The 23,676-nt window shown below is 54.8% G+C and carries 19 protein-coding genes, 7 tRNA genes and 1 rRNA gene; 25 read left to right on the forward strand and 2 right to left on the reverse strand.

Annotation, left to right across the window (positions count from 1 at the left end; translation table 11 throughout):
- The 20 genes from F556_RS0121870 to larC all read left to right on the forward strand — a co-directional run.
- A 23S ribosomal RNA gene (locus F556_RS0121870) occupies window positions 1–269 on the forward strand; the annotation flags it as partial.
- Between the two features lie 70 nt (window positions 270–339).
- Window positions 340–415, forward strand: a tRNA-Asn gene (locus tag F556_RS0121875).
- A gap of 3 nt (window positions 416–418) precedes the next feature.
- Window positions 419–494: transfer RNA gene (locus F556_RS0121880), tRNA-Thr, on the forward strand.
- A 12-nt stretch (window positions 495–506) separates the two neighbouring features.
- Window positions 507–581 (forward strand) — tRNA-Glu (locus tag F556_RS0121885).
- A gap of 5 nt (window positions 582–586) precedes the next feature.
- Window positions 587–662, forward strand: a tRNA-Val gene (locus F556_RS0121890).
- 8 nt (window positions 663–670) lie between these two features.
- Window positions 671–745: transfer RNA gene (locus tag F556_RS0121895), tRNA-Gln, on the forward strand.
- 15 nt (window positions 746–760) lie between these two features.
- Window positions 761–833 (forward strand) — tRNA-Lys (locus tag F556_RS0121900).
- Window positions 834–842: 9 nt separating this feature from the next.
- Window positions 843–923 (forward strand) — tRNA-Leu (locus F556_RS0121905).
- Window positions 924–1,104: 181 nt separating this feature from the next.
- Window positions 1,105–2,202 carry a hypothetical protein gene (locus tag F556_RS0121910; RefSeq protein WP_026297437.1) on the forward strand — a complete coding sequence of 366 codons (1,098 nt, stop codon included), beginning with the start codon at window positions 1,105–1,107 and terminating at the stop codon, window positions 2,200–2,202.
- 43 nt (window positions 2,203–2,245) lie between these two features.
- Window positions 2,246–3,124, forward strand: a complete 879-nt coding sequence (locus F556_RS0121915; protein WP_020619141.1) for a GGDEF domain-containing protein — start codon at window positions 2,246–2,248, stop codon at window positions 3,122–3,124.
- Window positions 3,125–3,285: 161 nt separating this feature from the next.
- Window positions 3,286–4,581 carry a glycosyltransferase family 2 protein gene (locus F556_RS0121925; RefSeq protein WP_020619143.1) on the forward strand — a complete coding sequence of 432 codons (1,296 nt, stop codon included), beginning with the start codon at window positions 3,286–3,288 and terminating at the stop codon, window positions 4,579–4,581.
- Window positions 4,582–4,694: 113 nt separating this feature from the next.
- The gene (locus tag F556_RS34825; protein ID WP_020619144.1) at window positions 4,695–5,753 is read left to right on the forward strand and encodes a LacI family DNA-binding transcriptional regulator; all 1,059 of its coding nucleotides are present in this window, start codon (window positions 4,695–4,697) and stop codon (window positions 5,751–5,753) included.
- 98 nt (window positions 5,754–5,851) lie between these two features.
- Window positions 5,852–8,995 carry an alpha-mannosidase gene (locus F556_RS0121935; protein ID WP_020619145.1) on the forward strand — a complete coding sequence of 1,048 codons (3,144 nt, stop codon included), beginning with the start codon at window positions 5,852–5,854 and terminating at the stop codon, window positions 8,993–8,995.
- Window positions 8,996–9,143: 148 nt separating this feature from the next.
- Window positions 9,144–10,010, forward strand: coding sequence for a helix-turn-helix transcriptional regulator (locus F556_RS0121940; protein ID WP_020619146.1), 867 nt, complete (start codon window positions 9,144–9,146; stop codon window positions 10,008–10,010).
- 180 nt (window positions 10,011–10,190) lie between these two features.
- The gene (locus F556_RS0121945) at window positions 10,191–10,958 is read left to right on the forward strand and encodes an SDR family oxidoreductase (RefSeq protein WP_020619147.1); all 768 of its coding nucleotides are present in this window, start codon (window positions 10,191–10,193) and stop codon (window positions 10,956–10,958) included.
- Entirely contained in the window at window positions 10,955–12,232 is a 1,278-nt protein-coding gene (locus tag F556_RS0121950; RefSeq protein ID WP_020619148.1) for a nickel pincer cofactor-dependent isomerase, group 22, read from the forward strand. The genes F556_RS0121945 and F556_RS0121950 overlap by 4 nt, the downstream gene beginning before the upstream one ends.
- Window positions 12,229–13,836, forward strand: a complete 1,608-nt coding sequence (locus F556_RS34830) for a gluconokinase (protein ID WP_020619149.1) — start codon at window positions 12,229–12,231, stop codon at window positions 13,834–13,836. Before F556_RS0121950 ends, F556_RS34830 begins: the two co-directional genes overlap by 4 nt.
- A gap of 63 nt (window positions 13,837–13,899) precedes the next feature.
- Window positions 13,900–14,733 (forward strand): ATP-dependent sacrificial sulfur transferase LarE, encoded by an 834-nt coding sequence (gene larE, locus F556_RS0121960; protein WP_020619150.1) that lies wholly within the window; start codon window positions 13,900–13,902, stop codon window positions 14,731–14,733.
- Window positions 14,730–15,407, forward strand: a complete 678-nt coding sequence (larB, locus tag F556_RS0121965; RefSeq protein WP_020619151.1) for a nickel pincer cofactor biosynthesis protein LarB — start codon at window positions 14,730–14,732, stop codon at window positions 15,405–15,407. The genes larE and larB overlap by 4 nt, the downstream gene beginning before the upstream one ends.
- A complete protein-coding gene (gene larC, locus F556_RS0121970; protein WP_020619152.1) occupies window positions 15,407–16,801 on the forward strand; it encodes a nickel pincer cofactor biosynthesis protein LarC in 1,395 nt (464 codons plus the stop codon). The genes larB and larC overlap by 1 nt, the downstream gene beginning before the upstream one ends.
- 56 nt (window positions 16,802–16,857) lie before the next feature.
- Here larC and F556_RS0121975 read toward each other — a convergent pair whose 3' ends face one another.
- Together F556_RS0121975 and F556_RS38005 are read right to left on the reverse strand one after the other, a co-directional pair.
- Window positions 16,858–17,550 carry a hypothetical protein gene (locus F556_RS0121975; RefSeq protein ID WP_020619153.1) on the reverse strand — a complete coding sequence of 231 codons (693 nt, stop codon included), beginning with the start codon at window positions 17,548–17,550 and terminating at the stop codon, window positions 16,858–16,860.
- A 389-nt stretch (window positions 17,551–17,939) separates the two neighbouring features.
- Window positions 17,940–18,116 (reverse strand): hypothetical protein, encoded by a 177-nt coding sequence (locus F556_RS38005; RefSeq protein WP_020619154.1) that lies wholly within the window; start codon window positions 18,114–18,116, stop codon window positions 17,940–17,942.
- A gap of 275 nt (window positions 18,117–18,391) precedes the next feature.
- On the opposite strand from F556_RS38005, the gene mgrA reads away from it, so the two are divergent.
- The 5 genes from mgrA (at window position 18,392) to F556_RS0122005 (ending at window position 23,672) form a co-directional block, all read left to right on the forward strand.
- On the forward strand, window positions 18,392–19,390 hold the full coding sequence (mgrA, locus tag F556_RS0121985) for an L-glyceraldehyde 3-phosphate reductase (protein WP_020619155.1): 999 nt from the start codon (window positions 18,392–18,394) through the stop codon (window positions 19,388–19,390).
- A gap of 130 nt (window positions 19,391–19,520) precedes the next feature.
- Entirely contained in the window at window positions 19,521–20,366 is an 846-nt protein-coding gene (locus F556_RS34835) for an alpha/beta hydrolase (RefSeq protein WP_020619156.1), read from the forward strand.
- A 23-nt stretch (window positions 20,367–20,389) separates the two neighbouring features.
- Window positions 20,390–21,121 (forward strand): class I SAM-dependent methyltransferase, encoded by a 732-nt coding sequence (locus tag F556_RS0121995; RefSeq protein ID WP_020619157.1) that lies wholly within the window; start codon window positions 20,390–20,392, stop codon window positions 21,119–21,121.
- Window positions 21,122–21,532: 411 nt separating this feature from the next.
- Window positions 21,533–22,306, forward strand: a complete 774-nt coding sequence (locus F556_RS0122000) for an ABC transporter ATP-binding protein (protein WP_040717573.1) — start codon at window positions 21,533–21,535, stop codon at window positions 22,304–22,306.
- 25 nt (window positions 22,307–22,331) lie between these two features.
- Window positions 22,332–23,672: an FAD-binding oxidoreductase gene (locus F556_RS0122005; RefSeq protein WP_020619159.1), complete on the forward strand. Its 1,341-nt coding sequence runs from the start codon at window positions 22,332–22,334 to the stop codon at window positions 23,670–23,672.
- The last annotated feature ends 4 nt before the right edge of the window (window positions 23,673–23,676 follow it).

A 23,676-nucleotide genomic window follows, 5' to 3' on the forward strand; every position in this document is an offset into this window, starting at 1 on the left:
GGGCGTAGGAAATTTGAGAGGAGCTGTCCTTAGTACGAGAGGACCGGGATGGACGTACCGCTGGTGTACCAGTTGTTCCGCCAGGAGCACCGCTGGGTAGCTATGTACGGACGGGATAAACGCTGAAAGCATCTAAGCGTGAAGCCCCCCTCAAGATGAGATTTCCCAGTATGTAAGACCCCTGGTAGACGACCAGGTTGATAGGTCCGGGGTGGAAGTGCAGTAATGCATGCAGCTGACGGATACTAATCGGTCGAGGGCTTATCCTAATACCTCAGCTAAGATTCACTTGCTTGATTCGCATCCAGTTTTCAGTGTGCAAGACGCACTGTAACACATTCCCTGATAGCTCAGTTGGTAGAGCACTCGACTGTTAATCGAGTTGTCACAGGTTCGAGTCCTGTTCGGGGAGCCATTTGCTCTCATAGCTCAGTAGGTAGAGTGCATCCATGGTAAGGATGAGGTCACCGGTTCGATCCCGGTTGAGAGCTCCATTTCTTTTTCAAGGCCCGTTGGTCAAGGGGTTAAGACACCTCCCTTTCACGGAGGTAACAGGGGTTCGAATCCCCTACGGGTCACCATACAAGGACGCTTAGCTCAGCTGGGAGAGCATCTGCCTTACAAGCAGAGGGTCGGGGGTTCGATCCCCTCAGCGTCCACCATGAAGCGTTGGGGCATAGCCAAGCGGTAAGGCAACGGACTTTGACTCCGTCACCCCTAGGTTCGAATCCTAGTGCCCCAGCCATTTTTTTATTTGTTTGAGCCATTAGCTCAGTTGGTAGAGCACCTGACTTTTAATCAGGGTGTCGAAGGTTCGAGCCCTTCATGGCTCACTGTTTCTCGCGCATGTGGCGGAATTGGCAGACGCACTAGACTTAGGATCTAGCGCCTTTGGCGTGGGGGTTCAAGTCCCTCCATGCGCATCAATCACGAAAACCCTTGGTAACCAAGGGTTTTTTTGTTGTTTGTTTTTCGTTATACCGGTTAACATGGAAGATTTTCCTTTTTCCCCTCTTGGCCAATCGTGTATAATCATACTCATCCTTTGTAGATAAAGGAGGGAATTTGACGGAATCGAAAATATGGTGTCGAATGGGTGAACCAATGAGTAAAAGAGTGCGCAGTCGATGGTGGATCGGGCTCGTTGTGCTGCTGGTAGGCTGTGCCGGCCTATGGCTGGGCTGGAAGCTGTCCGATCAAGAGGATGAACTGGTGACAGCGGAACGTTTTATTACAACGCATATGATGAATGACAATGGCAGTCTGGCCACGTATTTGAAGCCAGCCCTCTCGACGGATCCGGAGTTGGCTGCTGGTCGCGAGGCTCTGTCAGAATCATTAGGGCTATGGATGGAAGCAGCTGTGTTACGTCAGCAAGCCTCTACTTTCGCCGATAGCTACGAAGTGTATAAGAATCTGTTCCGACATCACTATGGCTATGTTTATTGGAAGCTCAATGAAGAAGGGCATGCTGAAATAAGCACAACCGCTTTGGGGGACGATCTGCGTATCCTTCGTGCTTTACTTCGCGCCGGGGATCAATGGAACGAGCCGGACTATACGCAAAGTGGCCTTGCCCTTGCTGAGACGCTGCTCTTGCGGGGTCAGCACAACGGATATTTGGTAGACTTCTATGATTTTGAACGACATGAACGTCCAACGCGCTTGAGTCTGGTTTATGTGGACATCGGAGCGTTGGAGGAAATGAAACGTCACGGGTTGTTGTCAGAAGAAGAGTATAGCAAGTACGTTACGCTGCTGGTTGATATGCCAGAGGATTCGCCGTTTTACCCTAAGTATTACGAAGTAGATGCAGGCGAGTATGGTTTTGATGACGAGGTTAATCTGATTGACCAATTGATTGTTGGCCTGCACGCGGCGGATTCGGGAAGAGACAGCCGGCCGCTGCTCGACTTTATTCGCGAGGCGTTGGAGCGGACGGGGAAATTGATGGGACGATATGATCGGTCGACTGGAGAGCCCGCCGCACAATTTGAGTCACCTTCCGTGTATGGCTTGGCTATTCTCCTTGCCGTGAGGTGGGAGGACCGAGAGCTAGCTGACCGTCTGAATGAGAGGATGCTTGGGATGCGGGATCATGATCCTGCATATCCTGGAGGTTATGTGTTTGATGGCGACACGCATATCTTCGATAATCTGTTTCCGCTCATCGGCGGTGCGACTCTGCATCAAACCCAATAACAAGCGCACCTAGATTACAGGGAGAGGTGGAGACAAGAAAGCAATGAACACGAATCAATTGCCCTATAGGCGGATGGTCTATGGCTATGCCCTGCTAATTGCACTGGCTATGGTGCAGGAGCTGTTGGTTTATATTAACGTGTATGTGGAGCAGGTGTTTACCTGGGGAGATCTGGTTTTCAGCTTGGCAGCTCTAGCAACCCTGCTGCTGGGTCTGATTGTGCCAGTCGGGGTATCGGTTGTCCTGACCTTTGTCTATTTGGTCGCCTACTTTGTCTGGCTCGCTACGTTTGCAGAAACGGATATGCTGACTGTATCCTGGCTGTTATTATTGCCGGCTAATATTCTGGCGGCTTCTGTAATCAAAGTAACCATGATTCGCTCCAAACGCTTCACGGAGCGGCTGCGTGAGCTGGAGCATCGTATACCCGAGGTTGATCTGGCGACAGAGCTTGGCAATAAGCCTGCCCTGGAGGATGCCATTGTTAAACACTCCAATCTGGCGCAGCGTTATCCAGAGCAGTACAACTTCTGCCTAGCTATGCTGCGAATCGACTTTTTGCCCCTCGTCAGGGAGTCACTCGGTTCCAAGGGGTATGCTACCCTACTCCTTGAATTGTCCAATGCTATCCAGAAGCAAATCCGTTTTGAAGACTATAAGTTCTCCATCGATGAAGGGCGCTTTATCTTGCTACTCCCCATGACGAGTCTGGATCATTTGAAGCTGACCATGGCGCGTATTCAACAGGCGTTGATGCTAATGCCGCTGGTTGATCGCAAAGGGAAAGAGCTGAATTTGGTTATTCGAACGGGAGGACTCGTCTTTACCAAGGACCAATTCAGCCAATATGAGAACGTGGATAAGGTCATTGCGGCATTGGAGCGCAATACAGAAACGGATTTGATTGGCGAATATATTTAATTCAAGCATCTAAAGGAGTGAGACCGTGTCCTACCTGAGCTGGTTTATCCCTTTGTGTATTATAATCAGCGTCATCTTTGCCATTGCTATCCTCATCCTTACGATTGCGACGCTGATCTTCCGGGCTGCCGTCCGAAAAAAATATGATCGGGGGCGGCTAAGTGGCTGAAACCCTGCTTATTTTATCCATCATCAGTATCTGGTTCGCTGTGTTCGAATCCATTCTTATTATGAGTGGAGCGATCCGCTTTATCTTTCGTCAAAATCGGAATAAGGTCGTGCCGCCCGACAATATGGACGATTACCCTACAGTGACCGTGATTGTTCCCGCCCATAACGAAGAAATGGTCATCGCGGCGACAGCTGAGCATATATTGCTGCTGAACTATCCTCCCGAAAAGGTGCAGGTCATCATCGTTGCAGATAACTGTTCGGATGATACGGCCGGCCGGCTCAGAACGTTGATGCAGAAGGCGAGTTACCGTCACCGCGACCTATATATTATGGAGCGTAAAGGGACAGGCGGCAAATCCGGAGCGCTTAATGATGCGCTGGAGCATGCCAAAAACGAATGGATTTGTATTTTTGATGCGGATGCGGCGCCTGAACGAAATGCTTTGTTTTTTCTGATGCACAAGGCTATGGAAAACCCGGAGAAATACGGTGCCGTGTTCGGACGCAACAAAGCGCGTAACCGCGAGCAAAACTTTCTGTCCAAATGCATTAATCTGGAGCTGGTCACCGCTCAACGTATCTACCATACGGGCCTATGGGAACTCTTCAAGCTAGGGACGATTCCAGGTACCAACTTCATCGTTAAGTCGTCTCTGATTCGTGAAATTGGCGGTTGGGACGTAACTGCGATTACGGAGGATACGGCCATTTCGTTTGAAATTCTCAAGCGGGACCAACTGATCGCGCTGGCTCCGCAGGCAGAAGCTTACCAGCAGGAACCGGAGCAGCTCAAAGTGTACATGAAACAGCGTGAACGCTGGGCCAAGGGCAACTTTGCCGTTGTAACCGATAACCTGCACCATTTGTTTAACAAGTCCAGTTGGCGGATCAAGCTGCATGTTCTGTATTATGCGGCAAGTTATTTCTGGTTCATGCTTGCGATTATCGTCTCGGATGTTATTTTTGTTATTAATATGGTCTATTTGGGTATTAATTTCTTCTTCAAGGAAGTGGAGTTGCCGTTCCAATTCTCAGGCGATGTCTATGTCTACCTCGTCATAGCCTGGGGGCTGATGTATTACTTGTACGTATTACAGATTAATCTGGCCTTGGCCTCGGATATTGGACAGAGCAATACGCAGAATTTTATCTTATCCTGTCTGTCCTACTTCACTTACGCGCAGTTATTTATTCTGATTTCGCTCAAGGCCGTCATCTCGGCAATGGTAGACAAAGTGACGGGCCGCAAGACCAAATGGTACAAAACCCAGCGTTTCGGTTAATCATCACGGATCGATCTTACGAGATCGATTCCGTGCCTCTTCGCCTTTTTGGTGATAATTTTAACTTGAAATTGCATTTTGACACGTGTTATCCTACAGGAGAGGTGAACGTCATGAAGAAACGGGTGACGAGCCACGACGTGGCCAAGCTCTCCGGCGTCTCGCGTGGCGTCGTCTCGGCAGTCATTAATGACACGCCGGGAATTCGGGTTAGTGAAGAGAAGCGACAGCGAGTCTTGGAGGCGATTGCCGAGCTTAACTATACGGTGGATGCACAGGCGCGCAGTATGCGGCTGGGGAAGAGCAACTGCATTGCGGCCTATGGTAATCTGGACAATTCTTTTTTTCTGCAGGTGCTGCAGGGTGTACAGCAAGTATGTACGGAGCGGGGATATCATCTGCTGCTCTATGGTCATAATAAGCTGGAAGAAAACAAGCGTTGGCTCATTGAGCTGTACAGTCAGCGCAGAATCGATGGACTGCTCACCAAGGATGTAACCGGCTACAATCAAGAGACTTGGGTACATGACGTTCACAAGGCGGGCTTGCCTTATGTATCTGTAGAAGGCTACCCCGAGCGGGAGGATGTCACATCGGTGCTGATGGATTACGAGCATAGTGTGACCCTGGCATTAAATCACCTGTACGAGGCGACTTCGCTGAAGCCGGTCTACGTAGAGCTCTACAATCCGCCAGTCTATGCGCCGAACTGGGGCGATGTGCATCGGCGAAAGGCGTATCTTCACTGGATGACCGAGCGAGGATGGGAACCCGTCATTCACCAGGTTTGTGATGAGGGGGGAGATCAATCCAGGTGGTGGCAGGAGCTGCTGAAGAAACTGGGCCAGACGGCAGCGGTGCTAACGAACTGGTCGAGCGGAAGCAGGCGGTTGTATGAGGCTGCGTATCGGCTAGGGAAGCGAATTGGCAGCGATGTGTATGTGATGGCGGCGGATGATACCCAGCAGGCCAACGATTATCTGGTTCCCCCGTTGTCGGCTGTGGAAGTACCCTATCTGGAGATGGGAAGAGCCGGGACGGAGCGGCTGCTCGATATGATTGAGGGGCGGCAGGTGGATAGGGGCACCAAACTATGGGTTCCAGCCAGACTGACGGTGCGAGAGAGCACGGGAGCTGCGGCCGGTCAGGTGGTCAAGGGTCCAGGCTCTTAAGGAATACATTCGGCAGCGGGTGACCGCGAGCCGATTTCTCATAACTTTTGATAACACGTGTAATCATATAATGGCTTCTATTAGAGGAGGAAACGACGATGTTTTGGACAAAGGAAAAGCTGCAGGACCGTCTGACGATGCTTGAACCGCTCCGTTACAGGGATGCGATGACGTTGAGCTGTCATTGGCAGGATGATGAAGAAGGTGCGATTGGTACTGTTCCACCGAACCCTTCAGCTGCAGAGCCGGTCGAACTGGGGACACGTTGGTTAGGCAAGGACCGCTATATCTGGCTGACCAGTGAGGCACCGATTCCGGCAGAGTGGCAAGGACGCAAAGTGCTCGGACGTTTCAACTTCGGCGTTGGCGCGGGAACCAGCGGCTTCGAGTCGCTGCTCTTCGTAGACGGGGAGCCGTATCAAGGCGTAGATACCAATCACCAGGAAGTGTTCTTTGCCGGTGAGGCCGCAGGCCGTACGTTACAATTAGCCTTCCGGTTGTGGTCCGGGCTAGGCGGTTATAACAGTCAGGCAATCAATGAGCACCAGCTCAAGCAGGCTGAGCTATGCTGGCTGGATGAAGCCGTAGACGATCTATACTATACCGCTCGGGCAATGCTGGCTACCGTTCACGAATTGCGTGACAATACCGCCGAGCATCATGAGCTGCTGACCCGGCTCGACCGTGCTTTCCGCCTGCTGGATTGGTCACGCCCAGGGTCAGAGGCGTTCTATCAATCGGCGGCAGAGGCACGTCTGGCGCTGCGGGAGTCGCTCAGCGAGCTGCCCAAGCATCATCCCGTGACGATTCAATGCATCGGCCATACCCACATCGATGTGGCCTGGCTGTGGCGTTTGAAGCACACCCGTGAGAAGTCGGCACGTTCGTTTGCAACCGTGCTGCGCCTGATGGAGCAAGACCCGGAATATGTATTCCTGCAGACTCAACCCCAGCTCTACGAGTATATCAAGAAGGACTATCCCTCGATCTACGAGGGCATCAAGCAGCGCGTAGCGGAGGGACGCTGGGAGGCAGGAGGCGCCATGTGGCTGGAGGCCGACTGCAACCTGTCATCTGGTGAATCTCTGGTGCGCCAGCTGCTGCACGGCATCCGGTTCTTCCAGCGCGAATTCGATGCCCATTGCGACTACCTGTGGCTGCCTGACGTGTTCGGTTACAGCTGGGCGCTGCCGCAGATTCTGGCGAAGAGCGGCATCAAGACCTTTATGACGACCAAGATTAGCTGGAACCAATACAATCGGATGCCGCATGACACTTTCACCTGGCGGGGCATTGATGGAACGGAGATTCTCACACACTTCATTACGACCCCGGACCCCGGCGGCTCCGAAGGCAGCTTCTACTACACATACAATGGAGCCATCATGCCGGAGACCATTCAAGGCATCTGGGATGCTTACCGGGACAAGAATATCAATCAAAAGCTTCTACTCGCTTATGGCTATGGCGATGGTGGCGGAGGCGTAAACCGAGAGATGCTGGAAATGCGTCGTCGTCTGGCAGATATGCCAGGGCTGCCGCAGGTAACGACCGGCCGGGCGGACGCTTATTTTGAAGAGCTGCAAGAGACGGTCGCGAGTAGTGATCAGTATATCCATACCTGGGACGGCGAGTTGTATCTGGAGCTGCACCGGGGGACATATACCAGTCAGGCCTTCATCAAACGAATGAATCGGAAGTTGGAGCTGTTGTACCGGGAAACCGAATGGCTGGCGGTCCGGCAGGCGCTGGCACAGGGATGGCAGAGCTATCCGCAGGAAGCGCTATATGAGGGATGGAACATCGTGCTGCGCAATCAGTTCCACGATATCATTCCTGGCTCCTCCATCAAGGAAGTATACGACGACTGTAAGGAGGAGTATGCAGAAGCCGAACGTGTAGCCAGCGAAGCCTGGACAGCGGCAGCTGAGGCCCTTACTAACGAGTCAGAAGCAGAAGAGAAGCGCCAAGCCTTTACAGTGTGGAATAGTGCAAACTGGTCGCGCACGGAGGAAGCGGTTATACTCAGCCTCTCGGACGTGTCGGGGAGCTGGGAGGATGAGCAGGGCAAGGCGCTCGTCGCCCAGTATGATGGAACTAACAACCGCTGGAGCGTACTTGTTCCGGATGTGCCGGGTCTGGGGCAGCGGACGATCTATTTCCGTTCGGAGAAGGAGAATCAGACGGGCGACAGTCCATTCCGGATCGGCGCATCCGAGATTGAGTCGCCGTTCTACATTATCGCATGGGATGAAGCAGGACGTCTGAGCCGAGTCTTCGACAAAGAAGCAGGACGCGAGGTGCTTGCACCCGGGGAGCAAGGCAATGTACTGCAAGTGTTCGAGGACAAGCCGAAGAGCCGCCACGAGGCGTGGGATATCGATCTGTACTATCAAGAGAAGATGCGTACGGTCGATAAACTGGAGGCAGTACGGGTTGCAGAGTGCGGTCCGCTCTATGTGGCCGTTGATTTCTCTTGGACTTACATGGATTCGACCATCGAGCAGCGGATGATCCTTCATGCTGGCGATCGTCGCATCGATTTCGTTACCCGTGCCGATTGGCAGGAGAAGCGTCAGCTGCTGAAGGTGGCATTTCCAGTGGATATCCGGGCGACAGAAGCAACATACGATATCCAATTCGGCAACGTTCGCCGGCCAACGCACTGGAATACGAGTTGGGATTACGCCCGCTTTGAATCGGTTGGTCATCAATGGGCCGATCTGTCCGAGCGTGGCTATGGCGTCAGCTTGATGAATGATTGCAAGTACGGCTACGACATCAAGGATCACACGATGCGTCTGACGCTGATCAAGTCGGCTATCGTGCCGGACCCGACAGCGGATCTGGGAGAGCATCTCTTCACCTATTCTCTGCTCCCGCATTGTGGCGATTGGTTGGAGGGCGAGACGGTGACCTCTGCCTTTGCGCTGAATCAGCCGCTGTCTGTCTCCCGGGGTACAGCCGTTGGACTGGCGGCATCGCTCTTCACGATCGAAGGGGATGCGCATGTACTGGTCGACGCGGTGAAGAAAAGCGAGGATGGTACGGCTGTTGTCCTCCGACTGCATGAGTATGGCGGCAGCCGCGGCGAGGTGCGAATTGCAAGCGACTACGGAATCCGCGCGTGGCAGGCATGCGATCTGCTGGAGCGTCCAGAGGGCGAGCGCGCCACGAGTGGCGAGATTCGCACAGTGATTAAGCCTTATGAGCTCCTTACCTTCCTGTTCGAACTCTCTTAATTCGCTCTATGAACGGTCCTGTCTGGCTTTGATGCCGGGCAGGATCGTTTTTTGCGGATATGACGATCTGCCGGTTTTTTTGTTATAATTGAACCAGCTTCACTACAAGGCAGTAGAGGGTCGTAAATTTAATTTAGGAGTGGACGCCGTGCTGGCTTCCCGCTGGAGCATCCATACCGAGACGATCTATTTCAGATACCGCGACGAGCAGCCGATTGAGGCTGTGTTTCACTCGCATCCGCAATATGAGATCTATTATTTTCATGAAGGCGCCTGCAGTTTCCTGATCGGGGAGCGCATCTATGAGTTGGAGCCCGGCGATCTGATCATCATGCACGGCATGACGCTCCATTGCGCCAATGCAGCCAAGGACCAGCCCTATATCCGTTCGGTCTGTCACTTTCATGTCGGCTATGTGCAGGAGATGCTGCGGATTCCCGGTGGCGCGGACATTCTGGAGCCCTTCACCCGGCTCAAAAATGCCCGTCTGCGCCTCCAGCCCCGGCAGCAGGCAGAGGTGGAGGGACTTTTGCTGCGCCTGCACGAATGCAATGTGCCACAGGACAAGCTGGCTCACGTCCAGTATCATCTGGCTTTTCTCGAGCTGTTGACGCGGATCTGCCGATGGTGTGAAACGCTATTGGCCGAGCCATCAGCCGCCTCGTCAGAGAAGCTGCAGCATGTGCAGGATATGATTACCTATGTTGAGCAACATTATATGGAAGACCTTCATCTGGAGGATCTGGAACGGGAGCTGCATCTGAATCGCCATTATCTGTCCAAGCTGTTCAAACGCGTCACGGGGGTTACGATTTTTCATTACTTGTTCGAGCGCCGGATTAATCAATCCTGCATTCTGATGGCGATGTACCGGTCATCGACGCTCACTGAGATATCCTACCGGGTCGGCTTCAAGCATCCGGCACACTTCACCCGTGTCTTCAAGCGTTATGTCGGCGTTACCCCTGAGCAATATCGCAAACAATTGGAGCGTTCTGAGAAAGGGGAGGCGTAACGGCCTGCCAGGACTCGAAAAAATCGCTTCCAACAAGGCAACCACAGTTAAGTCAGACCTTATCTTGGGCAATGGCAGATAAGCGGGGACGAGCCTTATGCGTTATGCTGGGCGTAAGCGGCTGCTCTGACAGAGCGGGCCGGATCCTAATCATACAGATGAAGACAGGAGCGATAGAACATGAATTTATTTGACCTCAAAGGTACCACTTCGATCGTATTGGGCGGCAATGGCGTGCTGGGCGGCGCACTCTCGGAAGCGCTGGGTGCCCACGGCTCACGGGTAGCCATTGTTGGCCGTGATATGGACAAAGCCGAGGAGGTGAAACGGCGCGTCGAGGAAGCGGGTGGTGAGGCGATTTGCCTCCAAGCGGACGTCACCAAGCCAGAAGACCTCGAACAGACACGGCAAGCGGTGCTGGACTGGAGCGGCAGCATTGATACGGTGGTCAATTGTTCGGGAGCCAACAGTGCAACGCCTTTTTTGGAAATTGAGATGGAAGAATGGGATCGAATCATGGATGTGAATCTGAAGAGCGTGGTGCTCTCCAGTCAGATCTTCGGTAAGCAGATGATTGCCCAGGGTAAAGGCGGGGCCATTATTAACATTTCGTCCGTTTCGTCCGGCCCCCCATTGTCCCGGGTGTTCACATACTCCGCCTCCAAGGCGGGGGTCAACAGCGTCACCCAGTTTCTGGCCCGTGAGTTTGCACCGCATGATATCCGGGTCAATGCGATTATTCCGGGCTTCTTCCCGGCAGAACAGAACCGCAAAATATTATCCGAAGAACGCATTGCATCGATCATGTCACACACGCCGATGGATCGTTTCGGCAAGCCCGAGGAGCTTCAGGGAGCTATCGTGTATCTGGCTTCCCGCAAAGCATCCTCGTTTGTGACAGGCACGCTGCTGCGGGTTGACGGTGGATTCGGAGCGATGACGATATGAGTGAATTGTTAAGCCAGTTAGTGCGGGATATCCCGCTGCCCCGGATGGTCAAGATCCGCCAGCGGTTCGACGATACTGAGCTGGAGGACCCGATCGCCGTGCTGCGTGAGCAGCTCGCAGGGGAAGGCTGTATGGACCGAATTGCACCTGGCATGAAAGTGGCCATTGCGGTTGGCAGCCGCGGCGTCTCGCGCGTCGATGAGCTGACCAAGTGCGTGGTTGATGCCGTCAGAGAGGCGGGGGGCGAGCCGTTCCTGGTACCTTGTATGGGCAGTCATGGCGGAGCAACGGCTGAAGGCCAGACGGAGGTACTGGCACATCTGGGCATGAGTGAGGAACGGATGGGCTGTCCGGTGAAATCCTCGATGGACGTCGTGTTGCTCGATAAGCTCGAGAACGGGTTGCCAGTGTATGCCGACCGAATTGCTACGGAGGAAGCGGATGCGATCATCGTGCTGAACCGCGTCAAGCCGCACACGGCGTTCCGCGGACGGATCGAGAGCGGGCTGCTGAAGATGGTGGCAATCGGACTAGGCAAGCAAAAGGGCGCCGAAGCCTGCCATCAGCTCGGCTTCAAGTATATGGCGGAGAATGTGCCGGCAATGGCAAGTGTGATGCTGGATAAGCTGCCGATTGTGTTCGGTGTGGCTGTTGTCGAGAACGCCTACGACCGGATTCGCCGGGTGGAGGCCATTCCTGCTGAACAAATGGAAGCTCGTGAGGAAGTGCTGCTGGAGGAAGCCAAGGCGAATCTGCCGAAGTTCTTCTTCGATGCCTTCGACGTGCTGGTTATGGACTACATTGGCAAGAATATTAGCGGCGACGGTGCCGACCCCAATGTGACGGGACGTTATCCGACCCCTTATGCGCATGGCGGACCGGACGTCAATAAGATGGTTGTTCTGGACCTGACCCCTGAATCCAAGGGCAACGCCAACGGTGTGGGAACGGCTGACTTCACGACAACGCGTCTGGTGTCCAAGGCAGACTGGCCGGGAACCTATGCCAATGGCCTGACGTCGACCGTGTGCGCGCCTACCAAGCAAGCAACTACGCTGGCCAATGACCGGGATGCCATTAAGGCGGCGGTCAAGACGTGCAACATCCTGGATTATACCACGTGCAAGCTGATCCGCATTCGGGATACCCTGCATCTGGGGGAGATCGAGATTTCTGAGACGCTGCTAGAGGAAGCGAAGCAGCATCCGCAGATTGAAGTGATCAGCGAACCGTACGAATGGACTTTTGATGAGGAAGGATATTTGCCCAAATGAATGAGCAATCCCCTGTTGTTGTAGCAGTAGATATAGGAACAACCAGCGTGAAATCGCTGCTGATTACGCAGAAAGGCAAGGTGATTGACTGTGTGACGGTCGGTTATCCGATGATCCTGCCCCGTCCCAACATGGCGGAGCAGGACCCGGACGTCATTCTGGCTGCGGTTAAGCAAGGTGTCGGCTCATTGATGAGTCAGACTGGCTGCGCGCCGGAGCGGGTCGCCTGTGTTTCCTTCAGCAGTGCGATGCACAGCCTGATTGCTCTCGATGAAGCGGAGCGTCCGCTCACAGGGAGCATTATCTGGGCGGATCAGCGCTCGGCGGCGCAAGCGGAGGCCTTGCAGTCTTCCGGTCAAGGCTTGGCGATCTATCAGCGCACGGGCACGCCGATCCATCCGATGTCCCCGCTCACCAAGCTGCTGTGGCTGAAGGAGCATCGTCCAGATGTGACGGCCACTGCGCATGCGTATGTAGGCATCAAGGAATATATTCTGTTGAAGTTATTCGGTCAATTGGTTGTCGACTACTCCGTCGCCAGTGCGACCGGTCTGTTCAACCTCCGCGAGCTGACATGGGACCGTGAAGCACTGGCATTAACCGGGGTTCGCGAGGATCAGCTGCCGAGGCCTGTACCGGTATCGTATCAGTTGAGCGGTCTGTCGGCGGAAGATGCCAAGCTGCTGGGTCTTGCCCCGGAGACGCCATTCGTAATCGGTGCTTCGGACGGGGTGCTGGCCAACCTCGGGATCGGCGTGTTGTCCCCGGAGCGGGTAGCCGTCTCCATCGGAACGAGCAGTGCCGTCCGTACGATCGTGCCAGAGCCCACTCTCGACAGCGAAGGCAAGTTGTTCTGTTATGCATTGGATGAGAACCACTGGGCCATCGGCGGCGCTTCGAACAATGCAGGCATTGTCTTGCGCTGGCTGGCTGATCAGTTGCTCAAGGACGATCCGGGCATCCATGGCACGCCGGGTGAGGATCCGTTCGAGAAGCTGCTGGCCCAAGCGGAGCAAGTGCAGCCAGGAGCCAACGGTCTGCTGTTCCTGCCGATGCTTACCGGCGAGCGTGCCCCTTATTGGAATGCCAACAGCCGCGGTGTCTTCTTCGGCTTGTCGCTGTCGCATGGCAAGCCTCACATGGTGCGTGCTGCCATCGAGGGCATCCTGGTCCAGATTGCATCCATCGTCCATTTGATGGAGCGAATGGACGTAAGGCCGCAGGAGGTCTGCGCCTCCGGTGGACTGACGCGTTCCCGCTTCATCTGCCAGCTGCTGGCGGACATGATTGGCTTGCCGGTTATCGTGCCGGAAGTCATCGAGAGCTCCGGACTCGGCGCTGCGATGGTCGGCTTTGAGGCGGTTGGTCTGAACATGCATACCACTGGCGAGGATGGCGAGCCGGAGGCCCCGGCGGTTGCAGCGGCAGCGGAGAAGGGCGCAGCGCAAGAGGTGCGTTACGAACCGAATCCGGCGCACCGCGAGCTGTATGCTCGCTTGCTGACCCTTCATGCCAAGGTGAATGAAGGACTGAAGGATACGTTCAGTGAGATAACCGAGCTGCAGGCAGCGGACGAGAGTCAGCTGACCGGCGTATTGAACTAATAGATAAGTAACCGAAGGTAGAGGGGAGGCGCGGCTGACGCGCTCCCCTCTATCCTTACTTCGATGAAGGTAGTGATAACGATGCTGCAGGACAAACATACACGGCTGCAAGGCCTGCTTTCCGAGATGGGCCGGGTCATCGTCGCTTTCTCGGGCGGCGTCGACAGCACGCTGCTGCTCAAAGTAGCGCTTGATACGCTGGGCAGTGACCGGGTGCTGGCCGTCACCGCTGATTCGGAGACGTACCCTTCCCGCGAGCTGGAGGATGCCCGCCGTCTAGCGGCTGAGCTGGGTGCGCGGCATGAGGTGGTCTATACCTCCGAGCTGTCGATTCCCGGCTACGCCGAGAACACGCCAAACCGCTGTTATTTTTGCAAGCGCAACCTGTTCGAAGAACTGCTGCCGCTGCTCTCCAGGGAAGGCTACCAGACAATTGTGTTCGGTCTGATCGCCGACGATATGGGTGAGCACCGCCCTGGTGTGCGTGCTGCTTCGGAGTTGGGTGTGCGAGGACCGCTGCAGGAAGCTGGCTTGCACAAGCATGAGATCCGGGCCCTGGCCCAGGAGCTAGGGGTCAGCAACTGGGACAAGCCTTCCTTTGCCTGCTTGTCCTCGCGAATTGCCTATGGTGAGGAGATCACGCTGCCCAAGCTGACGCGTGTCGATCAGGCGGAGCAGTACCTGCATGGCCTGGGCTTCCGCCAGGTGCGTGTGCGGGTGCACGGTGAGATGGCCCGCATTGAAGTGGAACCAGCACTGCTGCCCGCGCTGGCGGAGGTGGGCGAATCGGTATCCGGCTATCTGCGGTCGCTCGGCTTCACCTACGTCACGATGGATCTGACCGGCTACAAGAGCGGCAGCATGAATCGGGTATTAGAAAGCGAGGCGGGCGCGTGAGTTCATTTGAGGATTTGGGCTTTTGCAAGCTGGACATAGACCGGGAGGAACGGACCGGATTTCCCGAGGTGGTGTTCGGTGCAGGCAAGACGATCGAGCAGATTGAGGCGATTGTGCGCCGGCTCATCACGCACCACAACCGTGCCTTGGTCACCCGGCTAACGCCCGAGCGGGGAGAGCAGCTAGCGGCATTGGTTCCCGGAGCGGTCTTCCACGAGGCATCAGGCCTGCTGCAGGTTGGTGACGCCGAGGTACGCTTCCCCGGTCATGTAGCGGTACTGTGCGGTGGTACCAGTGATATCCCGGTTGCCGAGGAGGCGGCCCTTACCGCTGAATGGATGGGCTGCCGCGTGCAGCGCATCTATGATGTAGGCGTGGCGGGTATCGACCGGCTGCTTGCTTACCGTGAGGAGATTCGCCGGGCGCATGTTGTAATCGTTGTCGCCGGCATGGAGGGCGCGCTCGCCAGCGTGGTCGGCGGCATGGTGCGGCGCCCAGTCGTTGCGGTTCCGACATCTGTTGGCTACGGAGCGCATATGCAGGGCGTGACGCCGATGCTGGCGATGATGACCTCTTGTGCTTCTGGTGTCGCTGTGATGAATATCGACAACGGCTTTGGCGCCGCCTTCTACGCCAGCACCATCCTGCAACTGGTGAAGGAGGCGAATGACTGATGGGTAAGCGACTCTATCTCGATTGCGTCTCTGGCATTGCCGGGGATATGACTCTGGCGGCCTTGATTGATGCAGGAGCTGATCTAGACTATATCGTCGCGCACCTGCGCCGCTTGCCATTTGACGACTTCGACATGCAGGTGCTGCCGGTGATGAAGCAGGGGATAGCGGCCAAACAGCTCTCGTTAGTGTTCCCTGGATCCCAGGAGCAAGGGCATGATCATTCTCATGGGGCGGGCAGCCACGATCACGATCATGGACATACGCATGCGCATGGACATGAACATGACCATGACCATGGGGATGAAGGGCATAGTCATGACCATAGCACGCAAGGGCACACACACATCCATGTGCAGAACGAACACGGTCATACGCATAGCCATGGTGAGGGCCATGACCACGACCACGGGCATGACCATGATCATCGACGGGCATCGGATATTCTTCAAGGGATCGTCAATTCGGAGCTACCTCCCCGTGTGAAGGTGCGCAGCCGGGCAATCTTCACAGCGATTGCCGAAGCGGAGGGTAAGATCCATGGCATGCCGCCGGAGGATGTGCATTTTCATGAGGTGGGCGCGATGGACTCCATCATCGACATCATCGGTGTCTGTCTGGCTCTGGAGAGCCTCGACATCGATCGAATCGCTGCTTCCCCTGTACCGACAGGCAGCGGCAAGCTGCGGATGGCGCACGGATTATATCCGATCCCGGCCCCGGCTACAGCTGAGCTGCTGCGCGGGATTCCACTTGCGCCGCTCGACGTTCGGGGCGAGCTGACGACGCCGACAGGAGCGGGCATTTTGCGTGCGCTCGCCGAGAGCTTTGGTCCGCTGGACGGCGGCATCATCGACCGAATCGGCTACGGCGCTGGTAAAAAGGATTTTGACCATCCCAATGTGGTGCGCTGTCTGGTCCTGGATGATGCCTCATCGGCAGCCAATAATCGCGAAACGGTGATGGTGCTGGAGGCGCAGATGGATGATTGTCCGGGCGAAGTGATCGGTTACGCGATGGAGCGTCTGCTTGAGGAGGGCGGCGCCCTGGATGTCTACTGTACCTCGGTGCAGATGAAAAAGAACCGCCCAGGCATCCTGCTCACGGCACTGTGCCATGAGGCACAAGTGGATGCATGCGAGCGTCTGATGCTGCAGGAGACCTCAACGCTCGGGGTCCGTCGCAGCAGCTGGACGCGCCAGATTCTGGACCGGAGCTGGGTGACAGCGGATACCCGCTTCGGCCCCATCCGCGTCAAGCAGGCCCACCGGGATGGCGTGCTGTGGCACCAATCTCCCGAATACGAGGATGCGGCCCGCGCGGCCCGCGAGCATCGGGTCCCGCTGCAGACCGTGTATGATGAAGCGAAACGCCTCATCCCGCAACAAAACTAAAAATCCACCGACTCCCTTGCCATCAGGCAGGGGAGTTTTTGGCTTGCGCGTAGACACTAGGCCTGCTGACCAGTACCGTCCAGCCCCCTATGCGCCGCTGCAACGAAAGAAACTTTCCTTGCAGTGCCGAACAACCCTCCACACGCCGCTGCAACGAAAGAAACTTTCCTTACAATGCCGAACAGCCCCCTATGCGCCGCTGCAACGAAAGAAACTTTCCTTGCAAAGCCGAACAACTCTCCACACGCCGCTGCAACGAAAGAAACTTTCCTTACAATGCCGAACAGCCCCCTATGCGTCGCTGCAACGAAAGAAACTTTCCTTGCAAAGCCGAACAACCCTCCACACGCCGCTGCAACGAAAGAAACTTTCCTTGCAGTGCCGAACAGCCCTCCACACGCCGCTGCAACGAAAGAAACTTTCCTTGCAATGCCGAGCAGCCCTCCACACGCCGCTGCAACGAAAGAAACTTTCTTTGCAATGCCGAGCAGCCCTCCACACGCCGCTGCAACGAAAGAAACTTTCTTTGCAATGCCGAACAGCCCTCTACACGCCGCTGCAACGAAAGAAACTTTCCTTGCAATGCCGAACAACCCTCCACACGCCGCTGCAACGAAAGAAACTTTCCTTACAATGCCGAACAGCCCCCTATGCGCCGCTGCAACGAAAGAAACTTTCCTTGCAATGCCGAACAGCCCTCCACACACCGCTGTAACGAAAGAATCGACGGTTGCCCTGGTAGTAGGCACGGCTCCATACGTCAGCTTGGCTGACTGACCCGGGCAAGATCGGTTGGCGTGCAATAGGCCATGGCATCAATTATTGAGTCCGTTAAGGATACAGCGAGCGAAAGATAAGGAGGCTAAGCATTCAACGGGATGTATTATTAGCGATGCAAATAACAGAGGATTAGGAGGGGACAACTCAGCAGTGTCTGGCTGACGGAACGGAATACTCTGGGCGGGAAGGCTAATATAAAGCTAATATAAAGTCCCCCCATGCTCCGAGTTGTTGCAACAAGCTGCCCTACAGTAGCTCCACAACAAAAACCGCTGGCCCCGTCCGGCTGCAGAGGGGCTGCGGCGGGACGGGGCCAGCGGTTCAGGTGCTTGGCTTGTCAGAGGACGACGAAACGGTTTCACCTTGCAGGCAGGCTTAGGCTCATTAAATGACGATAGCGGCGTTTCACCACTGTGCGCTGTTTGTGCTGCTGTTCCAGACGGTCGATGCGTGTCAGCAAGGCTCGGATGTGCTCCGTAAGGGCGTCCAGTTCATCGGTGGCCGACAGGGCGGCAGCGTTTGAAGACGACTTCATAACGGTAGGGTCCTCCTTCACGATTTGCCTAACCTGACGGACTCCGTGAGTATAGGCAAGCATTTCAGCTGTGTTTGCTATACCTTTTTTAACCAAGTTAAAGCGTATCCAAACGACAGGATGTCACAAGAAATTCCGCCACGGAGAGGATCTCCTGACATCGTGCTATAACCATATGACCATTAGGTATACGCAAGGCGCTCTTCCTGCACTATACTCGTCCTATAGGCAGCACGTCTGCCCACCATCGTGCATGTTGAAAGGGGAAGATCTTCGTGGTTTATCAAGCGAACGAAGCAAGATACCAAGAAATGCTCTACAGACGGAGCGGCAAAAGCGGACTGAAGCTGCCGGCCATTTCGCTCGGGCTATGGCATAACTTTGGCGACGGAACGCCATTTGAGACAGGCCGTGGCCTGATTCGCCATGCGTTTGATCTGGGAATCACCCATTTTGACCTGGCAAACAATTACGGCCCTCCGCCGGGCTCGGCAGAGGAGCAATTCGGCCGCATCCTGAAGCTGGATATGGCGCCTTACCGCGATGAGATGGTCATCGCGACCAAAGCGGGCTACAAAATGTGGGAAGGGCCATACAATGAATGGGGCTCTCGCAAATATCTCGTTTCCAGTCTGGACCGCAGCCTGGAGCGGATGGGACTGGATTATGTCGATATATTCTATCATCATCGTCCAGACCCGGATACGCCGCTTGAGGAAACCATGAGCGCGCTCGATCACGTCGTCCGTCAGGGCAAAGCCCTCTATGTCGGAATCTCCAACTACTCCACGGAGCAGACCAAGGAAGCCGCAGCGATTCTGAAGCAGCTGGGTACGCCGTGTCTCATCCATCAGCCAAGCTATTCCATGATGAACCGCCGCCCAGAGGAAACTGGTCTGCTGGATACGTTAGGCGAGCTGGGAATTGGCTCCATCGTCTTCTCTCCGCTGCAGAAGGGCATCCTGACAGACCGTTATCTGAACGGCATTCCTTCTGACTCCAGGGCAGCGGGTGCCAGTGTCTTCATGAGCACCTCGGAGCTGACAGATACGGTGCTGACCAAGGTCCGCAATCTGCAGGCCATTGCCGATGAGCGCGGCCAGAAGCTGTCCCAGATGGCGCTGGCTTGGGTGCTGCGCAAGGAGACGGTAACCTCGGCACTGATTGGCGCCAGCAAAATTAGCCAACTGGACGATGCGGTCGGTACGCTGGCGAACTTGACCTTTACCGAAGATGAATTGTCGCGCATCGATGCAATTCTCTCGGAGAACTGATCGCTATCTCTCATCATTCATTAGAACCGTCTCTGGCCACGTGCGCTGGGACGGTTCTTTTCGACTATTCAGGCTTCTGGTATACTAACATCATGTGTAAGAGCACCTCTGCAAAGGAGAGAATGCAATCGTGGCAGTGAACCCTCTGAGGCTGATATACAAGAAGCGGGACGGCGTCGAGCTGGAGCTATTGGTGGTGAAGCCGCCAGATTGGGATGAGGGTGACCGGATGCCTGCCATCGTATGGATTCATGGCGGGGGATGGCGCAGTGGTCATCCGGAGATGTTCTTGCCGCATGCGGAGTACTTCTCCAGGCGCGGCGCAGTCAATGTCTCCGTGACTTACCGGCTGATTGAGCCGGAGCCGGTGATCGAAGGCAAGATTACGGTAGAGACCTGTCTGGAGGATTGCAAGTCGGCAATTCGCTATATCCGCGAACATGCTTCAGAGCTCGGCATCGATCCCGAGCGGATTGCCGCGATCGGCGATTCGGCGGGCGGACATCTGGCGACGGCGGTGGCCACGGTGTCAGGCTGCGAGAATCCACATGAGGATGAGAAGATTTCTTCTGTCCCGAATGCTGTAGTCAATCTGAACGGAATTACGGATTTAACCATCGCTTTCCCCAATATTCCGCTCCAGTATGAGCAAGAGACAGAGGATGAGGGGCAGCGCTACATGAACCGGTATGAGCAGGCCAAGTGTCTGTCCCCGATCTTCCAGGTACGCAGCGGATTGCCGCCGATGCTCCATCTGCATGGTGTACAGGACCGGACGGTGGAGCCCCATCAGTCGATTCGGATGCATCAGGCGCTGCTCGCCAGTGGGAACCGCTCGGAGCTGATTTTGTATCCGCAGACCAAGCATGCATTTATTCTGTATCAATACACAGCGACCGATGAGGAAATTGAACGCGCGATTCTGGATATTGACCAGTACTTTATTCGGCTCGGTTGGCTGGAGGTTGTCTACTAGTACGTACGATGGGAGTGCAGTCAATGCGGCAAAATAAATACGACGATCCAGCATTCTATGAGAAGTATAGCGAGATGGGGCGTTCCATCCAGGGGCTGGCGGGTGCTGGCGAATGGTATGTGCTTCAGCTGATGCTGCCAGAATTGAGTGGCAAGCGGGTGTTGGACCTGGGGTGCGGCTATGGTTGGCATTGCCGGTATGCCCTGGAGCAGGGGGCGAGCAGGGTTATTGGTGTCGATCTGTCGGAGAAGATGCTGGCACGGGCTCGCGAGCTATCGGGGACCGGTGATATCGAGTACCGGCAGATGGCAATCGAGGACATTGACTTCGAGCCAGCCTCCTTCGATGTCGTGCTCAGCTCGCTCGCCATTCACTATGTGGAGCGATTCGACCAGCTCTGCAGGAGTGTCCGTCGCACGCTCGCACCGGGCGGCAGCTTCGTCCTCTCTTTGGAGCACCCGGTCTTCACATCGCGGGCGCAGCAGGAATGGCACTATGATGCAGAGGGCGCGCCAATGCATTGGCCAGTCGACGATTACCAAGACGAAGGCGTCCGGCATACGCGCTTCCTGGGCGAAGATGTGACCAAGTACCACCGTACAGTTGCTACGTACTTGAACACTTTGCTAGCAAGCGGATTTGCCCTGCAGCAAGTGGCGGAGCCGGAGCCTGCACCGGAGCTGGCCCAGCATCCGGACTATTCCAACGAGCGGCGGCGACCGATGTTCCTCCTGCTCTCTGCCGTCGCCATATAGGTCCTCGGGTCCTCCCGGCGGCCTAGACAGTCGGGCGCTGCCGGAACGATACGTATCGACCTTCCTGGCAAACCGTAGGTCGCAGTGCGGAAGATGAAGGAATAGAAGAGTGACGTTTAAGCTGCAAACCTCCCTGATATAAAGGGAGGTTTATTTTTGATTTTTTAATATATGACTTAGATATGTCATGAAGAGTTAGTATAAATGACTAATAAGTTACAAATAGAGTTATATATAAGTTAGGTAGTTTCAGTTATATGAAAGTGTGAATCAGATCTATTGTGCACGAGCACAAAAACCTTCTCATATCTTATCTTCAATTACAATAAAGAGTTATATAAGTTGACATAAACTATGCATACATCTAACATTTGATCTAAGAATGATGATTCAGGAGAGGCGGTGTTGCTGATGTCCACCATTACGGCCAACACGCTAGTTGCCATGCAGCATCTGAACAAGGTCTATCCAAACGGTACGGTTGCTGTCCAAAATGTCAACCTGGATATTAGTGAAGGCGAGTTTTTTTGCTTCGTTGGTCCTTCAGGCTGCGGAAAGTCGACCATTTTTAAGATGATTACCGGTCTGGAGACACATACGGAAGGGAAACTCGATATCTTTGGCATGTCTCCAAACGCAGCACGGAAGAAGAACGAAGTGGCGTTTGTGTTTCAGGATCACACCTTAATGCCTTGGGCAACTGTGAAGGAAAATGTATGTCTGCCCCTGAACCTTCGAGGCGTTTCGAAGAAACAACAGATAGAAGAAGCCGAGCGGGTCCTGGAGCTCGTCGGTCTGCAGGATACGATGATGATGCTGCCGCGCGAGTTATCGGGGGGCATGAAGATGAGAGTGTCAATCGCAAGGGCGCTGATCTCTCGCCCAAGACTGCTGCTTATGGATGAGCCGTTTGGCGCGCTGGATGAGATCACTCGCCAGAGTCTGCAACAGGAGCTGCTTCATATTTGGCAACAGGATCGCAGCATGACCGTGCTGTTTATTACCCATAACGTTTTTGAGGCCGTCTATTTGTCCACCAAGGTTGTCGTGATGACGCCAAGGCCCGGAAAAGTTGAATCTGTCGTTGAGATTCCCACCCCATTTCCGAGGGGGGATGCGTTCAGGACGACCCCGGAGTTTAGCCGGCTGGTCGGCGTTGTATCTCAACATTTAAAGCATGGATAAGTTAGTTAAAAAGGGGGAGAACGGCATGGCGGTGCAATGGGAGAAGGAAATGATGGATCTGCTTGGCGAGAACGGGTTTGTGCTCGATTCAACGACGAGAAGCAAGTTGTCCAAAGATTATTATTGGTACTCTCCAGTCCTGGATCAGAAGCTAAAGGATAAGCTCGCCGAAGGCATAGTAATTCCCGTCAATGAGGAAGAGGTAGCCGCAACCCTCGCTTGCGCCTACAGGCACCGGATTCCTGTCACGGTTCGAGGCGGCGGCACGGGAAACTACGGTCAAGCCGTACCGCTGACCGGCGGCGTCGTGATGGCGCTGCACAAGATGAATCAGATTCTGGAAATTGGCGATGGCTACGCGAGAGTGCAGTGTGGAGTGAAGCTGGGCGTGCTCGAGAAAGAGCTGCGGGCCAACGGACATGAGTTATGCATTTACCCTAGCACCTATATGAAAGCGACGGTGGGTGGGTTTGTCAGCGGCGGTTCAGGCGGCATTGGATCGATCTCCTGGGGCAACCTGTGGGACGGCAATGTGCTGGCAGCGGTGGTCTATACCATGGAAGAAGAACCCCGCAAGCTGACGGTTTCGGGAGAAGAGCTGCTTAACTATATTCACAGCTATGGAACAACAGGGATTGTCACAGAGCTAACCTTGCGCACTGCCAAGCGAACCGAGTGGATGCAAACCATTGTCCAATTCGACAATTTGACTTCAGCGATGCTCTTTTCGGAGAAGCTCTGTCTGGACCCGGCTATCCGCAAGCGGCTGGTCAGTACAGTGGAGTGGCCGATTCCCTCCTATTTTCTCCCCTTTGCCCAGCATATCGAGGAGGGGAGTGCAGTTGTCCTGTTGGAGACAGAGGAAGGTACCCTGCCCGCCCTTACTTCGTATGCCAGCGAAAATGGCGGCCAGGTCAAGCATGTCATTCCGGCCGATAAGTATCATCAGACGCTGGGCCTGTCCGATTTTACTTGGAATCATACGACACTCTGGGCCATCAAGGCCGATCCCAAGCTTACTTACTTGCAGTCGGCCTTCTCGCCTACCTTTTATTTGAAGCAAATCGAGGACATCAAGCAGAAGTACCCGGACGGGGTGTATTTGCATTTTGAATGGGTGCTGAGCGGAGGCAAGCTGATGCCTGCGGCCCTGCCGGTGGTCTGTTATCAGTCGGAAGAGCATCTGTATGAGATGATTGATTTTTTTGAATCGGTTGGTGTGCGTATTAATGATCCGCATACGTTCGTACTCAATTACGGCTCGCGCGCATCCTACGAACGCATGCTGGGGGCCAAGCAGGCCAATGATCCCCGCGTGCTGCTTAATCCGGGGAAAATGAATGTGAAGCCTATATTCGGGGAGTGATTCT

The sequence above is a fragment of the Paenibacillus daejeonensis DSM 15491 genome, from assembly GCF_000378385.1.
GTDB lineage: Bacteria > Bacillota > Bacilli > Paenibacillales > Paenibacillaceae > Paenibacillus_D > Paenibacillus_D daejeonensis.

What these genes read in the sequence shown, in the direction of transcription:
- F556_RS0121910 (WP_026297437.1), top strand. Translation starts at nt 1,105, where the DNA reads ATGAGTAAAAGAGTGCGCAGTCGATGGTGGATCGGGCTCGTTGTGCTG.
- F556_RS0121915 (WP_020619141.1), top strand. Translation starts at nt 2,246, where the DNA reads ATGAACACGAATCAATTGCCCTATAGGCGGATGGTCTATGGCTATGCC.
- F556_RS34825 (WP_020619144.1), top strand. Translation starts at nt 4,695, where the DNA reads ATGAAGAAACGGGTGACGAGCCACGACGTGGCCAAGCTCTCCGGCGTC.
- F556_RS0121935 (WP_020619145.1), top strand. Translation starts at nt 5,852, where the DNA reads ATGTTTTGGACAAAGGAAAAGCTGCAGGACCGTCTGACGATGCTTGAA.
- F556_RS0121945 (WP_020619147.1), top strand. Translation starts at nt 10,191, where the DNA reads ATGAATTTATTTGACCTCAAAGGTACCACTTCGATCGTATTGGGCGGC.
- F556_RS0121950 (WP_020619148.1), top strand. Translation starts at nt 10,955, where the DNA reads ATGAGTGAATTGTTAAGCCAGTTAGTGCGGGATATCCCGCTGCCCCGG.
- F556_RS34830 (WP_020619149.1), top strand. Translation starts at nt 12,229, where the DNA reads ATGAATGAGCAATCCCCTGTTGTTGTAGCAGTAGATATAGGAACAACC.
- larE (WP_020619150.1), top strand. Translation starts at nt 13,900, where the DNA reads ATGAAGGTAGTGATAACGATGCTGCAGGACAAACATACACGGCTGCAA.
- larC (WP_020619152.1), top strand. Translation starts at nt 15,407, where the DNA reads ATGGGTAAGCGACTCTATCTCGATTGCGTCTCTGGCATTGCCGGGGAT.
- F556_RS38005 (WP_020619154.1), bottom strand. Translation starts at nt 18,116, where the DNA reads ATGAAGTCGTCTTCAAACGCTGCCGCCCTGTCGGCCACCGATGAACTG.
- F556_RS0121995 (WP_020619157.1), top strand. Translation starts at nt 20,390, where the DNA reads ATGCGGCAAAATAAATACGACGATCCAGCATTCTATGAGAAGTATAGC.
- F556_RS0122000 (WP_040717573.1), top strand. Translation starts at nt 21,533, where the DNA reads ATGTCCACCATTACGGCCAACACGCTAGTTGCCATGCAGCATCTGAAC.
- F556_RS0122005 (WP_020619159.1), top strand. Translation starts at nt 22,332, where the DNA reads ATGGCGGTGCAATGGGAGAAGGAAATGATGGATCTGCTTGGCGAGAAC.